Source organism: Actinokineospora diospyrosa (genome assembly GCF_024171925.1).
GTDB lineage: Bacteria > Actinomycetota > Actinomycetes > Mycobacteriales > Pseudonocardiaceae > Actinokineospora > Actinokineospora diospyrosa.
This window is the reverse complement of the sequence record NZ_JAMTCO010000005.1, coordinates 448,863-463,758: the sequence shown is the minus strand read 5'-3', so window position 1 is coordinate 463,758 and position 14,896 is coordinate 448,863. Positions and strand designations below refer to the sequence as shown.

The window sequence follows — 14,896 nt, the reverse complement described above, 5'->3', positions numbered from 1 at the left end:
CTCGGTGTTGGCTGGTCAGGTGATCGCACTCCTCGCGCCCGGCCAGGGTTCCCAGTCCCCCGGCATGCTGACGCCCTGGCTCGAGCTGCCCGGCGCCGCCGAGCGGCTGGCCGCCTGGTCCGAGATCGCCGGGCTCGACCTGGCGCGGCTGGGCACCACCGCCGAGGCCGACGAGATCAAGGACACCGCGATCACCCAGCCGCTGATCGTGGCCGCCACGCTGCTGGCGCACGCGGAGCTGGCGAGCCGGGTCGAGATCCCGGCCGACGCGGTCATCGCGGGCCACTCCATCGGTGAGTTCGCCGCGGCGGCCATCGCCGGGGTGCTGACCGAGGAGGACGCCATCGCGCTCGCCGCCGTGCGCGGCCGGGAGATGGCCGCCGCCTGCGAGCTCGAGCCGACCGGGATGGCCGCCCTGGTGCGCGGCACCGAGGAGGGCATCCTGGCCCGCCTCGACGAGCTGGGCCTGGTCGCGGCCAACCGCAACGGCGCCGGTCAGATCGTGGCCGCGGGCAGCAAGGACGCCCTCGAGAAGCTGGCCGCCGAGCCGCCGGAGGGGGCCAAGGCGATCACGCTGAAGGTCGCGGGCGCCTTCCACACCCACTACATGGCCCCGGCGCAGGACGCGCTGCGGGCGCACGCGGCGACCCTGGCCACCCCGGCCGGGGCGACCCGCACCCTGCTGTCCAACGCCGACGGCGGCGTGGTCGCCGACGGCACCGAGGTGCTCGACCGGCTGGTGGCGCAGGTGACCAACCCGGTCCGGTGGGACCGGTGCATGGCGACGATGGCCGAGCGCGGCGTGACCGCGATCGTGGAGTTCCCGCCAGCCGGTGCACTGGTCGGGCTGGCCAAGCGCGAGTTGAAGGGGGTGCCGGTCGTGGCGCTCAAGACACCGGACGACCTGGCAGCGGTGCTGGAGCTCATCGCAGGGACCGCCGACGGGGGTGCCGCGTGACCCAGTTGCGCCTCGCCCAGACCGCCAAGGCCACCCGGATCCTGGGCTTCGGCTCGTTCCAGCCGGAGCGCATCGTCACCAACGACGAGCTCTCCCAGCACCTGGACACCAGCGACGAGTGGATCCGCGAGCGGGTCGGCATCGTCGAGCGGCGCTTCGCCGGTGCGGACCAGAAGCTGGTCGACATGGCCGTCGCGGCCGGGTCCAAGGCGCTGGCCGACTCCGGCCTGTCGCCCTCGGACGTGGACACGGTCATCCTGGCCAACTGCACCATGCCCTCGCCCATCCCCAACGGCGCGGCCCAGGTCGCCGACCGGATCGGGGTCAAGGCCGCTGGCGCGTTCGACCTCAACGCGGCCTGCGCGGGCTTCTGCTACGCGCTGGGCACCGCGTCGGACCTGGTGCGCTCCGGGTCGGCGAAGCGGGTGCTGGTGATCGGCGCGGAGAAGCTCACCGACTGGGTCGACCCGACCGACCGGGCCAACGCGATCATCTTCGCCGACGGCGCCGGGGCGGCGGTGGTCGGTCCCGCCGAGGAGGCGGGCATCGGCCCGGTGGTCTGGGGCAGCGCTGGCGACCTGGTCGACATGATCCACACCCGTGACGACCGGTGGATCTTCCAGGAGGGCCAGTCGGTGTTCCGCTGGGCCACCACCAAGATCGCGCCGATCGCGCTGCGCGCCCTGGAGGCCGCTGGCGTGACCCCGGAGCAGGTCGACGTGCTCATCCCGCACCAGGCGAACCTGCGCATCGTGGAGTCGATCGCCAAGAAGCTGCGCGCCAACGGCGCCAGGGAGGACATGGTCGTCGCCGACGACATCGTGTACTCCGGCAACACCTCCTCGGCCTCGATCCCGATGGCCGTGGACCACATGCGCGCGGCTGGGCGGATCAAGCCGGGCGACCTCGCCCTGCTGATCGGCTTCGGCGCGGGCCTGTCCTACGCCGGGCAGGTCGTCATCTGCCCCTGAGCGGGCACCAGATCTCCCCGCCGGGTGCGGTACCCGGTGGGTCGGACAGCAGCAGGAAGGACACCTGGCATGTCGGAGAAGCCCAGCGACGCCGAGATCCTCGAGGGACTCGCCGAGATCGTCGAAGAGGTCGCGGGTGTCGCGCCCGACGACGTGACCGCGGACAAGTCCTTCGTGGACGACCTGGACATCGACTCGCTGTCGATGGTCGAGATCGCCGTGCAGGCCGAGGACCGGTTCGGCGTCAAGATCCCGGACGACGAGCTGGCGAACCTCAAGACGGTCGGCGACGCGGTCAACTACGTCGCGAAGAACGTCTGAGACCAGCACCACCCCCGGCTCCACCCAACCCCCTCCCCGGTCGCCTGCCACAAGCCGGTGATCCACCATCCCGCTCGCGAAGGAAACCCATGAGCAACGTCGATGTCGTCGTCACCGGGCTGGGTGCGACCACGCCACTCGGCGGTGACGTCTCGTCCACCTGGGATGCCCTGCTCGCTGGCCGAAACGGCATCAGGACCAACACGGCGGACTGGGTCGCGCGCTACGACCTGCCCGCCCACCTGGCCGCGACGCTGGCCGTCGAGCCGACCGAGATCCTGCCGAGGGTGCAGGCGCGCAGGCTCGACCGGTGCGAGCAGATCGCGGTCATCGCCGCCAGGGAGGCCTGGGCGGACGCCGGGTTCGCCATCCCCACCGACGAGCACGAACCGGTCGACCCGGATCGGCTCGCGGTCAGCATCGGCACCGGCATCGGCGGCCCGGTGACCCTGCTCGACCAGGACGACATCCTGGAGACGCAGGGTCTGCGCAAGGTCTCGCCGCTGACGGTGCCGATGCTGATGCCCAACGGCCCGGCCGCGCACGTGGGCATCGAGATGCGCGCCCGCGCTGGCGTGCACACCGTCGCCTCGGCCTGCGCCTCGGGCGCGGAGGGCATCGCCAACGCCTGGCAGATGATCCAGAACGGCCGGGCGGACGTGGTCATCGCCGGTGGCGCGGAGGCCTGCATCCACCCGATCACCGTGGCCGGCTTCTGCCAATCGCGCACGCTGAGCACCCGCAACGACGAGCCGGAGCGGGCCTCGCGCCCCTTCGACGTCGACCGCGACGGGTTCGTGCTCGGTGAGGGCGCGGGCGTTGTGGTGCTCGAGCGCGCCGACCACGCCGCCGCCCGCGGCGCCCGGGTCTACGCCAAGGTCTCCGGCTACGGCATGACCTCCGACGCCCACCACATCACCGGCAACCACCCGGAGGGCATCGGCCAGATCGCGGCCATGGCCAACGCGGTGCGCCTGGCCGGGCTCACCCCGACCGACATCGGCCACGTCAACGCGCACGCCACCTCCACGGTGGTCGGCGACGTCGGCGAGGCGGCCGCGATCCGCAAGGCGCTCGGTGAGCACGTGGTGGTCACCGCGCCCAAGGCCTCCTTCGGCCACTTGGTCGGCGGCGCGGGCGCGGTGGAGAGCATCATCACGCTGCTGTCGATCTACTACGGCACCATCCCGGCGACCAGGAACCTCGAGCGGATCGACGCCAAGGTCGGTCTGGACGTGGTCACCGGCGAACCGCGCAAGGTCGAACTGGCCGCGGCGATCAACAACTCGTTCGGCTTCGGCGGCCACAACGTCGCCGTGCTGTTCACCGCAGCCTGAGACCCCATCCGCTGAGGAGCTTGAGATGACCGCCCTGGCCACCCGCCCGCACGGATCGGACGGCAAGCGCGAGCTGGACCCGCGCGAACCGCAGGTCCGCCTCGCCCAACTGCTCGACCCCGACTCGATCGCCCCGCTGCGCCCGGCCGACTCCAGCGGCGTGTACGCCGTGCGCGGCCGGATCGACGGCGTGCGCGTGATCGCCTACTGCACCGACGCCACCAAGATGGGTGGTGCGATGGGTTCGGAGGGCTGCGGGCACATCGTGGAGGCCATCGACACCGCGCTGCGCGAGCGCTGCCCGGTGATCGGGGTGTGGCACTGCGGTGGCGCGCGGCTGGCCGAGGGCGTGGAGTCGCTCGACGCGGTCGGCAACGTGTTCGCTGCGATGATCCGCGCCTCCGGCCGGGTGCCGCAGATCAGCGTCGTGGTCGGCCCGGCCGCCGGTGGCGCGGCCTACGGCCCGGCGCTGACCGACATCGTGATCATGTCCCCGGAGGGCCGGGTGTTCGTGACCGGCCCGGACGTGGTGCGCAGCGTCACCGGTGAGCAGATCGACCAGGAGGGCCTCGGCGGCGCGGAGGCGCACGGGCGCAAGTCCGGTGTGGTGCACGTGCTGGCCACCGACGAGCCGGACGCCTACGTGCGGGCCCGCCGGATCACCAGCCTGTTCGCCAAGCCCGGCCTGTTCGACCTGCACGCGGTGCGCGACGAGCAGCCGCTGCGCGACCTGCTGCCCGAGCAGCCCAACCGCGCCTACGACGTCAAGCCGCTGCTGCGCGGGATCCTCGACAGCGACGAGCACGGCGTGACCGAGTTCGAGGAGCTGCAGGCCCGCTGGGCGCCCAACATCGTGGTCGGCCTCGGTCGCCTCGGCGGCCGCACGGTCGGCGTGATCGCCAACAACCCGATCCGCAAGGGCGGCTGCCTGGACTCGCTCTCGGCGGAGAAGGCGGCCCGGTTCGTGCGGATGTGCGACAGCTTCGGGGTGCCGCTGCTGGTCGTGGTGGACGTGCCCGGCTACCTGCCCGGGGTCGGGCAGGAGTGGGACGGCGTGGTGCGCCGCGGCGCGAAGCTGCTGCACGCCTTCGCCGAGGCCGTGGTGCCGCGGGTGACCCTGGTGACCCGCAAGTCCTACGGCGGCGCCTACATCGCGATGAACTCGCGCTCGCTGGGCGCGACCGCGGTGTTCGCCTGGCCGGGGGCCGAGGTGGCCGTGATGGGCGCCAAGGCGGCCGTGGGCATCCTGCACCGCAAGAAGCTGGCCGCCGCGCCGGAGGAGGAGCGCGAGGCGCTGCACACCCGGTTGACCGCCGAGCACGAGCGCATCGCCGGTGGCGTGGAGCGGGCCATGGCGATCGGCGTGGTCGACGAGGTCATCGACCCCAAGCAGACCCGGCGCAAGCTGGCCGAGGCGCTGGCCGCCGCGCCCGCGGGCCGGGGTGCGCACGGCAACATCCCGCTGTAGTCCGAACAGCTCGAGCAGCCCCCGCCCCGGTTCGCCGGGCGGGGGCTGCCGCGTTCAGCAGCGGTCGTTCGGCAGCGGTCGTTCAGCAGCGGTCGTGCTGGGGGGAGGCACCGGTGGGGCCCGCGTCGATGCGCCACTCGCCCTCGACCTCGGTGAGCGGGAAGATCACGTTCCACCGGATGCACTCGGCTGGCAGCTCCAGCGGCGCGTCGGCCGGGTCCTGCTTGCTCACGAAGGTCAGCAGCACCCGGGCGTTGCTGATCGGACCGGTCTCGATGCGGTAGACGACGATGCTGCCGTCCTGGGTGGTGCGGTAGGCGGCCCGCCAGCTGTCCTCGGGCATGTCCTTGACCCGGGTCTCGGTGACCGTGGTCTTCCACCTGGCGTAGTTCTTGCCGTTGATGGCGTCGAAGTAGGTCTGCAGCAACTGCCGGACGGTCTCGTACAGCGGGTGGCCGGTGGCGTCCTGGGTGGCGCGCACGTCGCGGGGACCGGGCTGGGCGCTGGGCGGCAGCGTGGTGTTCGCGCTGGGCAGGATCGGCGCGGCCGAGGCGGACTTGTCGACCGCGGCGGTGGCGTAGAGCTCCCTGGCGACCATGGCCGCCGCGGCCGCGGCGACCACGGCGACGAGGATCACCGGGAGCAGCCACCGCTGGCGCTCCTGCTCGGGGGCCGGGTGCACGCCGACAGGGTCCCACAACCGCAGCCGGGGCGGCGCTCAGCCCGCCAGGGTGAGGCGCATCGCACGCGCGGCGATCTCGCGCAGCACCGGGTCGTCCGGGGTGGACGGCTGGTCGACCCAGACGACCTGGACGAGCTTGACGCTGTTGCCCTCGCTGCCCGCCGCCTTGAGCGCGCTCTGGAACGGCGGGGTGAGGCCGTCGGGCCAGGCGACGCCCTCGGCGGCCTGGTCGAGCACGGTCCCGGCGCCCGGGCGGTCCAGGACGGTCCGCAACTCGGCGGCGGAGGTGCTGCCGGTGAAGCGCAGGACGCCGACGAGCACCGCGGCGCGGCGGCCGGTGGTGGTGGCCTCGAACCGGCCGCGGATCAGGCGCGCGCAGCCGTTGCGCTCCAGCCACGCCTTCACCTCGCCGTCGGTGTGGGCGGCGCAGTCGGCGCTGGAGGCGGTGCCCCTGCCCGCGAAGGCCACGGCGTCCGCGGCGGCGGCGCCCGGGCCACCGGGTGCCCTGGCGGAGGTGTCGTCCGCGCTGACCGCCACGGCGATCCCGACGACCAGCAGCAGGGCCACGACGACCACCGCGGCGATCGGCCACAACCGGGGCCTGCGCTTGGCCGGTGGCGGCGGCGGGGTCGGGCGGCCGGGGATCAGCGGGAGGATGGTGGTCCGCTCGGCGCCCGCTTCCGGGGAGAGGCCGTCGGGAAATCCCTCGGCGAGCAAATCTTCGTCGGTGAGCGTGGTTGCGGGGTGTAGCACCGCGAGCACGCGGCGCAGTTCATCTATCGGACTCGGTCGGCTGTGCGCGGCCAATTCCCGGGCGACGGCGAGCAGCGTCATCGGTTCCGGGTGCAGAATCCGAACCCCGCGTTCCCTGTCCGCGGCGGGTTGGTCCACCCGGGAGACATAGGGGCCGACGGCGACGACGGTGCCCACCGGCACGGGGCGGGGTTGTTTGTCGCGGACGACGGCGGCGACCGCGGCGGTGGCGCCGAGGGCGTTGGCCGCCGGGTTCACCGGGCCGTCCGGGCGGGCGATCGGCCAGCCGTCGACCCGCCAGCGGTCCTCGAGCGGGGCCTCCAGCCGCATGGCGGGGTCGGGCAGGTCGACGCCGATGACCACCAGGACGCCGCGGGGCAGCAGGACCACCGCCTCGACGGCGGAGCCGAACCCGGGGACCCGCACGCCGAGCAGGGCGACCCCGCCCGCGACGGCGTCGCCGCGGCCCCAGGAGGTCAGCGCGGCCCGCACGTCCCGGCCCACCTCGGACGTCGTCTCTCCGACGCGGACCAAGCGCACGGGCGTCACCTCCGGCAGCGAGTCGGTGGGATTCCCACCATGGCATGACACGCTAGCGGGAGCATCACACGACCGGGTGGCGAGATGGCGCCATGTGCGTAGCAGGCCGCCGGACTCACCGGGCCGGGGTAGCCCGATCGCGGAAAAAGATCACAACTGAGGCAACGCGACCCCGGCGCGCGCGTCTTCTGGAGAAGATCAACCGGGGCTAGCGGGGCGGAAACCGCCCATCCCCGGTTCGTCGCGCGCCCGCATTCCGGGCGGAATAGCTGGGGCCCGCGGTGTTTTCGGGGTTCGTGTGGCCAAAGTGTCCGGTAGCAGGGCACAATGGCGCCGGGAATACCGCGTGTGGTCAGCAGACACCCGTTCCGGCGCAGGACGTAGGGGAAGACGATCCTCGTCGAGCAGCGGAGGTCAGCAGTGAGCACCCGTGGCAACACCCAAGGTGTGGTGTACGTCCACTCGTCGCCGGCTGCGGTATGTCCGCACGTCGAGTGGGCTATCTCGGGCACCCTCGGGGTGCGCGCCGAGCTGCGCTGGACCGCGCAGCCCGCCGCCCCCGGACTTCTGCGCGCGGAATGCGCGTGGACCGGGGACCCGGGCACCGGGTCGAAGTTGGCCGCCGCGCTGCGCGCGTGGCCGATGACCCGGTTCGAGGTCACCGAGGAGCCGAGCAGCGGCGTCGACGGGGAGCGGTACTGCTACGCGCCCACGCTCGGCCTGTGGCGGGCCCGCACCAGCGCCAGCGGCGACATCGTCGTGGACGAGAACCAGCTGCGCGCCATCGCCACCGCGGCCCGCGGCGGTGAGTCCTTCGCGTTCAAGGTCGACGAGCTGCTCGGCGCCTCGTGGGACGAGGCGCTCGAGCCCTACCGGCGCGCCGGTGACGGGGCCCCCGTCACCTGGCTGCACCGGGTCGGCTAGCCCAGCTCAGGTACCTGGCCTTCCGGCGTCCGCTCGTGCAGCACCTGCTCGTCGAGCGCCTGGTTGAGTTCCGGCGCGTAGGCGAACAGGCCCGGCAGGCCGCCGGTGTGCACGAACACGACGGTCTCGGTGGGCGCGATCTCCCCTGATCGGGTGGCGGCGCGCAGGTAGGCGGCCGCCTTGCCGGTGTACACCGGGTCCAGCGCGATGGCCTCGGTGCGGGCGAACAGCGTGATCGCCGCCCACACCTGCGGCGTCGGGATGCCGTAGCCGGGGCCGACCGCGCGGTCGTCGGTGTGCAGGGTGGCCAGCGCGGGTGCGGGGGCGCCGAGCAGGGCGGCGGTCTGGCCCGCGAGGTCGGCGATCATGGCGCGGGCCTGGGGCGCGGTGCGCGACACGCAGGCGGCGTCGAGGCGGATCCCGCGACCCTCCAGGGCCAGCGCGATCCCGGCCGCGGTGCCCGCGCTGCCGACCCCGACGACGACCCGGTCCGGTGTGCCGTCGAGCTGGGCGAGCAGCTCCTGGGTGGCGGCGACGTAGCCGAGCGCCCCGGTGGGGTTGGAGCCGCCGATCGGGATGGTGAGCACCGGGCGCTCGTGCGCGGCGGCCTCCTCGGCGAGGACGCGGCACGTCTCGGCAACCTCGTGTTCATCGGCGCACAAGTGCACGTTCGCCCCGAAGACGCGGTGCAGCGCCATGTTCCCGGACCGCTCATAGGCGTCGCCGTCGCGGGGCACATCGCGGGTGAGAACAAGATCGCACCGCAGCCCCAAGCGCGCGCAGGCGGCCGCGGTGAGCCTGCCGTGGTTGGTCTGCAAGGCACCGAATGTGATCACTTGGCGGACGCCGTCGGCGAGTGCGGCGCCGAGCAGGAACTCCAGTTTTCGCAGCTTGTTGCCACCCACCCCCAGTGGGCTGAGGTCATCGCGCTTCACCAGCAGCCGCCGCACGCCGAGCGCGGCGGCCAGCCTCGGGCACTCCTGCAGCGGGGTCGGCCAAAGGCCGAGCGGGACGCGGGGGAAGGCGGTCAGGTCGTGGGCCATGGGCGAACTGTAACGCCGACGGGGTCGGGCGCGAGAAGGCGCGGATTCACGGTCCGGAAATGCCTGACCGATCCTCATGTTGCCTGGTAGGCAATTACCGCCGAACGGGTGGCAGTTAACGTTCCCCCATTCCACTTACGGCCTTGACCTGGGCGAACCCGTTAGCAACGACAGGGCCGTTGGACCTGATCCGGACCAAGCGGGCAGGTCGCAATCTCGCTAGTGGACCGGATACCCTCGATGAGGTAGTAATAACGATGACGGCCGTCCCGGGGCACTGGGTGGTTCCCGGACCGGGCTACCGATACGCTTCCCCCGATCGGTTGAGCAATACCCTGGGCGTGGCCGGTCCGGCGCGGGATAAAGCAGCCGGAAACGAACTCTCATCATGCGGAGGAAACCGTGGCGCAGAAGACCGTTGTGGAACTCGTCGACGACCTCGACGGCGGCCGGGCAGACGAGACCGTCGCCTTCGCCATCGACGGCGTGGAGTTCCTGATCGACCTGTCGAGAGACAACGCCGCACGACTGCGAGATTCCCTCGCCCAGTACGTCGGGCACGCCCGCCGCACGGACGGCCGGAAAGCCAAGAACGGCGTCGTCCGCCGGTTCGGCGCGACCCGGCTGGACAACCAGGCAATTCGGGAATGGGCGCGCTCCCAGGGCGAGAACATCGCCGAGCGCGGCCGCATCCCGCAGGCGCTGGTGACCAAGTTCCAGGAAGCCCACGGCACCTCCTGACCGCGGCGCCGCCGCCTGCCCACACCGCGGGCAGGCAGGCCGCCCCGGCCGCGACGGACCTGGCGGGCGGGCCAGGACACCGGCGGCCGGGGTCACGACCCGGGCCCGCGCGGACGCCGCGGGCCCGCACCCGAGCCGCGCGCTCGAGAGCACGCAGTTGACGTAACGCAGCGCCCCGAGCAGCCCCCGGTGCGCGGCCCCCGGCGGACACCACCCGGACGGGCCGCCGGAGTGGGCGCCGCGGGCCTCGTGGATGAACCGGGCCCCGGGTCCCCGAGCGGGGAGCACCGCGAAAGAACGGGTATCGCATCCGATCGCAACCGGGCAGGCCCGACGGCGGCATTCACGACAAGTATTCGGGTTCCACGTTTCGAACTTCCCGTGAATCATCCGAAAGTAGGGAAGCGGTCGAATCGGACCCCGGCCGGTCTACACCATTCGCAACGCCGTGACCTGGGACGACACCGGGAAAACCGGCGGGTTGCACCCTGTGAGGGAATTCACGAATTGGCCAATCCGGCGCACTGTTGGCGGATAAGCGCGGGGCACCCTTAACAAAGGGTTCACCCGGCCCGGTTTCGATTCACCCGAAGGTGGCATATGGTCGCCGCGGCGGTGAATGGTGTTGACTTCCGGATCCCAGGGGGGCCACTTCGTGACCCAGGCACAGCTCGTCCCGACCACCCGCGCGGTCCCGGTGGCCGCTCGGCGCGGGCCGGTGGACGTCGAGGTGGTGATACCGGCGTACAACGAGGCGCGGCGGCTGCGCGGGTCGGTGGTGGCGACCGCGCGCTACCTGGCGACGCGCCCGTGGTCCTCGCGGATCGTGGTGGTGGACAACGGGAGCGCGGACGCGACGGCGCGGGTCGCCAGGCGGGCCGACGCCGCGCCGGTCCCGGTCGAGGTGATCGGCTGCGCGATCGCGGGCAAGGGCGCCGCGGTGCGCCGGGGCATGATGACCAGCGCCGCGCGCTACGTCGGGTTCGTCGACGCGGACCTGGCCACCCCGATCGAGGCGCTGGGCGAGGCGTTGGCGGCGCTGGAGGCGGGCGCGACCGCGGTGATCGGGTCGCGCTACGCCGGGGGCGCGGCGATCCGGCGCAAACAACCGGTCGCCAGGCGCCTGGGCGGCGCCGCCTTCCGGGCCCTGGCCAAGCGGATGGTCCCCGGCGTGGCGGACACCCAGTGCGGCTTCAAGTTCTTCGAGCGGACCGCGGTGCAGCGCGCTCTCGCCACCTGCGCCGTCACCGGCTTCGCCTTCGACGTCGAACTCCTGCGCGGCGTCCAGAGCCAGGGCGGCACCGTGGTCGAACTCCCCATCACCTGGACCGACGACGCCCGCTCCACCCTGCGCCCGCTGCGCGACGGCCTGCCCGCGTTCCGGGCCGCGCTGACCCTGCTGGGAGCCAAGGCGTGAGCGCGCGCCAGCCCGCCGCCACCGCGCTCGGCGCCCTGCGCGGGCGGGCGGTGTTGTTGCTCAACTGGCGCGACGTCCGGCACCCGCGGGCGGGTGGCGCCGAGTTGTACGCCCACCAGATCGCGAAGCGCTGGGTGGCGGCTGGGGTCAAGGTCACCTGGTTGACCGCTCGGCCGCCGGGGGCGCCGGGGCGGGAGGTGATCGACGGGGTCCAGGTCCTGCGGCGGGGCGGGGAGTTCTCGCTCTACCCGGCCGCGGCGGCGTCGATGGTGCGGTACGGGGGGCTGTTCGACGCAGTTGTGGACTGCCAGAACGGGATCCCGTTCTTCGCCCCGGCGTTCGTGCGGAGGTCGACGGCGGTCGTGCAGGTGGTGCACCACGTGCACCAGGACCAGTTCGGGGCGCACTTCGGCAAGCCGGTGGCGGCGGTCGGCAGGCTGCTGGAGGGGCCGGTGAGCAGGCGGGTCTACGGCGACCGCGCGATGGTCGCGGTGTCCCCGTCGACCCGGCGCGAGATGCGCGCGGCGCTGCGGGTGCGCGGACCGGTCTTCGTGGTCCCCAACGGCAACGAGCCGCCAGCGCACCGGGCCGGGCCGCGGGATCCGGAGCCGACCATCGCGCTGGTGAGCAGGCTCGTGGCGCACAAGCGGGTCGACCGGTTGCTGCGCGCGCTGCCCGAGGTCGTCGCCGCCGTGCCGGATCTGCGGGTGGAGATCATCGGTGACGGCAAGCAGCGGCGGGCGCTGGAGCTGCTCGCGGGCGAGCTGGGGCTGCGCGGCGCGGTCCGCTTCCGCGGCAGGCTCTCCGACCAGCGGCGTGACGAGTTGATGCAGCGGGCGTGGCTGACGACGTCCACCTCGCAGGGTGAGGGGTGGGGCTGCACGGTGTTGGAGGCAGCCAGGTTCGGCGTGCCGTGTCTGGCGTTGTCGGCCGCCGGGATCGACGACTCGGTGCGGCACGGGCACACCGGCTGGGTCGTGCCGGACGCCGACGCGCTGGCCCCGGCGCTGATCGGTGCGCTCGGCGAGCTGGCCGACGACGGGACCGCGGCCGCGATGTCGGACAACTGCCGGTCGTGGGCGTCGGCGTTCACCTGGGACCGCAGCGCGGAACTGCTGGCCGGGGTGGTGCTCGGCGAGGTCGAGCGGCGCGCCGCCGGGGTCAAGGACCGCCGGTCGGCCCGGTCGGACCTGGCCACCGCGGTGCGGTTCCGCGTCCCGTTGGACGTGCCGCCGCCGCGCGGGAGGCGCACCGACCAGGTTCGGGTTGTCGGCGACCTGGGGAGCGCGCTGCTGCACGGCTGCGACGAGTTGGACGCCGAGGCGGTGCTGTCCAGGTGGAACGTCGAGCCGGTGAGCATCGAGTTGGCGACCGAGGAGCACCTGCTGACCGGCGTCGCCCTGCCCACCGCCGCTCGCGCATGACGGCTGCGGGACTGGCGCGGGCCGGGACGCTGGTGGCCTGCGCGACCGTCGCGGTCAGCGCGATCAGCTACGGCTACGGGATCGCGCTCGCACATTGGTTGCCCAGCAATGACTACGCGGTGTTCGCGGCGGGCCAGACGCTGTTGCTCGTGGTGGGCACCGCGGCGTCGGCGGCTGTGCCGTGGGCGCTCGCGAAGGCAGTGAAGGCCCACCCAGCGGGGACGGCACAGCGCCAGGCGGCGATGGCGTACGCGCTGGGTGTCGGGGTGCTCGGGGCGCTGCCCGCTGCCGTGCTGGTCGCCGCGGTCACCGCGTTGTACGCACCGGCGAGCGCTGTCGTCGCGGTGGTGGCGGCGGTCGTGGGGATCATGGCCTCGGGCTGCGCTGTCGGCTGGCTACAAGGAGAACAGCGGTTCGGGCGGCTGGCGGCGTTGCGAGTAGGCGAGGTGGTGGCCCGGGTCGTGCTCGGTTCGGTGGCGGTGGCCGCGGGATTCGGGGCCGCAGGTGCGTTGGGCGCGTTCCTGGTCGGCTCGGTGGTGCTGTTCGTGGGCGGTTTCACGGTCTCCGGGGCCTGGGCCGACCTGTCCTGGCGACCAGGCGTTCTGCGGGACCGGGCGCGGTGGCGGGACACAGCGGGATTGAGCGCGGTCCAAGGGTTGCTCGGCGTGCTGACGGCGACCGACATCGTGCTCGCCCCGATCCTCACCGGCACCGGCCCCGATGCGGCGGCGTACCAACTGGCCGCGACCTTGGGCCGCGTACCCCTGTTCATAGCGGCGGCGCTGGCGGTGGTCGCCTTCCCACGGCTGACCGATTCCCCCGGCGCCGCAAGGCAAACCCTGTCCACCTATGCGTGGCTCGCGCTCCCGGTGACCGCGGTACTGATCATCACCCCCGCCGGTCTCATCTCGTGGATCGTGCCGACGCACTTGGCCTCGGCGGTCCACCTACTCCCCTACACCGCCCTGACCGGCCTGGGGCTCGGCCTGATCACCCTGGCCACCACGGTGCTCCAGGCGCGCGCGGCCTATCGCAAAGCCGTTGCCCGACTGGCCCTGTCGCTCGCAGTGGTGATCACTGGACTCAGCATCGGTTGGTACAGCTCAAATCTCGCACTCGGTGCCGGCCTGGGCGTCCTGGTCGCAGCGGGCATGGTGACGCCACCCGTTGCCCGCAAGATCCGGGCTACAAAGCCATCGCCGCCCGGGAACCGGCTGCGCATCCTGCACCTGGGTTTCGAGGACCCCGCGCTGCCGGGCTCCGGTGGTGGGGCTGTGCGCACGCACGAGATGAACCGCAGGCTCGCCCGCGACCACGACATCACGGTCCTCACGACGCGCTGGCCGGGCTGCGCGGACCGGGTCCAGGACGGGGTGCGCTACGAGCACGTCGGCATCGGCCGGGGGCGCACGCACCTGGGTCGGATCGCGGGCTACGCCCTCGCGCTGCCGTTCGTGTCCCGCCGCTACGCCGCGGACCTGGTGGTGGAGGACTTCTTCGCGCCCGTGTCCAGCATCGGCGCTCCGCTGTGGACCGGTCGGCCGACGATCGGCGTGGTGCAGTGGCTCAACGCCGGGGAGAAGTCGCGCCAGTACCGGCTGCCGTTCTTCCTGGTCGAGCGCGCGGGTGTGCGGGCGCACCGCAGGATGGTGACGGTGTCCGCGGGGATCGCCGAGCGGCTGAGCGCGATGAACGCGGCTGCGCGGGTCGAGGTGGTCGCCAACGGCGTCGACGCCGCCGCGTTCGACACCGAGGCCCCGCGCGGCGACGACGTGGTGTTCGTCGGCCGGTTGGAGATCGCCCAGAAGGGGCTGGACCTGCTGCTGACCGCGTTCGCCGAGCAAGCCCACCGGTTGCCGGGCGGGTTGGTGCTGGCGGGCACGGGTCCGGACGAGCGGCGGCTGCGGGACATGGCGGGGCGGCTGGGGATCTCGGACCGGGTCCGGTTCGCCGGGTGGGTCAGCGGCGCGGCCAAGTACCGGCTGTTCGCGGGGGCGCGGGTGGTCGCGGTGCCGTCGCGGTTCGAGACGTTCGGCATGGTCGCCCTGGAGGCGGCCGCGTGCGGGAGTCCGGTGGTGGCTTTCGACATCGAGTGCTTGCGTGAGGTCGTGCCGGAATCGGCGGGGGTCTTGGTGCCCGCGTTCGACACCACGGGCTACGGGCGCGCGCTCGCGGAGTTGGCCGCGGACCCGGACCGGGTGCGGCGGCTGGGTTCGGGCGGTCGGGAAATGGCGCGGGCGTACTCGTGGGATCGGCTGGCCCTGGCGCAGGAGCGGGCGTACCTGGCGGCGGTGCGCGACTGGCAGGAGGTGTGAAG

At 73.0% G+C, this 14,896-nt stretch carries 13 protein-coding genes; 10 read left to right on the top strand and 3 right to left on the bottom strand.

The features are described 5' to 3' along the window. Positions 1 to 19 precede the first annotated feature (19 nt). The 5 genes from LV75_RS11640 to LV75_RS11620 all read left to right on the top strand — a co-directional run bounded on the left by LV75_RS11640 (position 20) and on the right by LV75_RS11620 (position 5,055). Positions 20 to 958 carry an ACP S-malonyltransferase gene (locus LV75_RS11640; protein WP_253886829.1) on the top strand — a complete coding sequence of 313 codons (939 nt, stop codon included), beginning with the start codon at positions 20 to 22 and terminating at the stop codon, positions 956 to 958. After that, a complete protein-coding gene (locus tag LV75_RS11635) occupies positions 955 to 1,929 on the top strand; it encodes a beta-ketoacyl-ACP synthase III (RefSeq protein ID WP_253886828.1) in 975 nt (324 codons plus the stop codon). The genes LV75_RS11640 and LV75_RS11635 overlap by 4 nt, the downstream gene beginning before the upstream one ends. A 69-nt stretch (positions 1,930 to 1,998) precedes the next feature. After that, on the top strand, positions 1,999 to 2,250 hold the full coding sequence (locus LV75_RS11630; RefSeq protein ID WP_253886827.1) for an acyl carrier protein: 252 nt from the start codon (positions 1,999 to 2,001) through the stop codon (positions 2,248 to 2,250). A gap of 89 nt (positions 2,251 to 2,339) precedes the next feature. Beyond that, positions 2,340 to 3,587 (top strand): beta-ketoacyl-[acyl-carrier-protein] synthase family protein, encoded by a 1,248-nt coding sequence (locus LV75_RS11625; RefSeq protein WP_253886826.1) that lies wholly within the window; start codon positions 2,340 to 2,342, stop codon positions 3,585 to 3,587. A 25-nt stretch (positions 3,588 to 3,612) separates the two neighbouring features. Beyond that, positions 3,613 to 5,055, top strand: coding sequence for an acyl-CoA carboxylase subunit beta (locus LV75_RS11620; protein WP_253886825.1), 1,443 nt, complete (start codon positions 3,613 to 3,615; stop codon positions 5,053 to 5,055). A gap of 82 nt (positions 5,056 to 5,137) precedes the next feature. On the opposite strand, the gene LV75_RS11615 is transcribed toward LV75_RS11620, so the two are convergent. Further along, positions 5,138 to 5,737 (bottom strand): hypothetical protein, encoded by a 600-nt coding sequence (locus tag LV75_RS11615; protein WP_253886824.1) that lies wholly within the window; start codon positions 5,735 to 5,737, stop codon positions 5,138 to 5,140. 36 nt (positions 5,738 to 5,773) lie between these two features. Then, entirely contained in the window at positions 5,774 to 7,030 is a 1,257-nt protein-coding gene (locus LV75_RS11610) for a hypothetical protein (protein WP_253886823.1), read from the bottom strand. 420 nt (positions 7,031 to 7,450) lie between these two features. Between LV75_RS11610 and LV75_RS11605 the strand changes: the two genes are divergently transcribed. Next, complete coding sequence (locus tag LV75_RS11605; protein ID WP_253886822.1) at positions 7,451 to 7,954, top strand: DUF3145 domain-containing protein; 504 nt, start codon at positions 7,451 to 7,453, stop codon at positions 7,952 to 7,954. Here the strand turns inward: LV75_RS11605 and LV75_RS11600 are convergent. Beyond that, positions 7,951 to 8,997, bottom strand: a complete 1,047-nt coding sequence (locus LV75_RS11600; protein WP_253886821.1) for a D-cysteine desulfhydrase family protein — start codon at positions 8,995 to 8,997, stop codon at positions 7,951 to 7,953. The two genes, LV75_RS11605 and LV75_RS11600, sit on opposite strands and share 4 nt — an antisense overlap. A gap of 402 nt (positions 8,998 to 9,399) precedes the next feature. Here LV75_RS11600 and LV75_RS11595 point away from each other — a divergent pair, with 402 nt between their 5' ends. The 4 genes from LV75_RS11595 to LV75_RS11580 all read left to right on the top strand — a co-directional run bounded on the left by LV75_RS11595 (position 9,400) and on the right by LV75_RS11580 (position 14,894). Further along, the gene (locus tag LV75_RS11595; RefSeq protein ID WP_253886820.1) at positions 9,400 to 9,738 is read left to right on the top strand and encodes a histone-like nucleoid-structuring protein Lsr2; all 339 of its coding nucleotides are present in this window, start codon (positions 9,400 to 9,402) and stop codon (positions 9,736 to 9,738) included. 655 nt (positions 9,739 to 10,393) lie between these two features. Next, entirely contained in the window at positions 10,394 to 11,155 is a 762-nt protein-coding gene (locus LV75_RS11590; protein WP_253886819.1) for a glycosyltransferase, read from the top strand. Beyond that, a complete protein-coding gene (locus LV75_RS11585) occupies positions 11,152 to 12,579 on the top strand; it encodes a glycosyltransferase family 4 protein (RefSeq protein ID WP_253886818.1) in 1,428 nt (475 codons plus the stop codon). Before LV75_RS11590 ends, LV75_RS11585 begins: the two co-directional genes overlap by 4 nt. Continuing rightward, complete coding sequence (locus LV75_RS11580) at positions 12,576 to 14,894, top strand: glycosyltransferase (protein WP_253886817.1); 2,319 nt, start codon at positions 12,576 to 12,578, stop codon at positions 14,892 to 14,894. The genes LV75_RS11585 and LV75_RS11580 overlap by 4 nt, the downstream gene beginning before the upstream one ends. The last annotated feature ends 2 nt before the right edge of the window (positions 14,895 to 14,896 follow it).

Coding starts and splice junctions, on each gene's coding strand:
- LV75_RS11630 (WP_253886827.1), top strand. CDS start 1,999: ATGTCGGAGAAGCCCAGCGACGCCGAGATCCTCGAGGGACTCGCCGAG.
- LV75_RS11600 (WP_253886821.1), bottom strand. CDS start 8,997: ATGGCCCACGACCTGACCGCCTTCCCCCGCGTCCCGCTCGGCCTTTGG.
- LV75_RS11580 (WP_253886817.1), top strand. CDS start 12,576: ATGACGGCTGCGGGACTGGCGCGGGCCGGGACGCTGGTGGCCTGCGCG.
- LV75_RS11625 (WP_253886826.1), top strand. CDS start 2,340: ATGAGCAACGTCGATGTCGTCGTCACCGGGCTGGGTGCGACCACGCCA.
- LV75_RS11620 (WP_253886825.1), top strand. CDS start 3,613: ATGACCGCCCTGGCCACCCGCCCGCACGGATCGGACGGCAAGCGCGAG.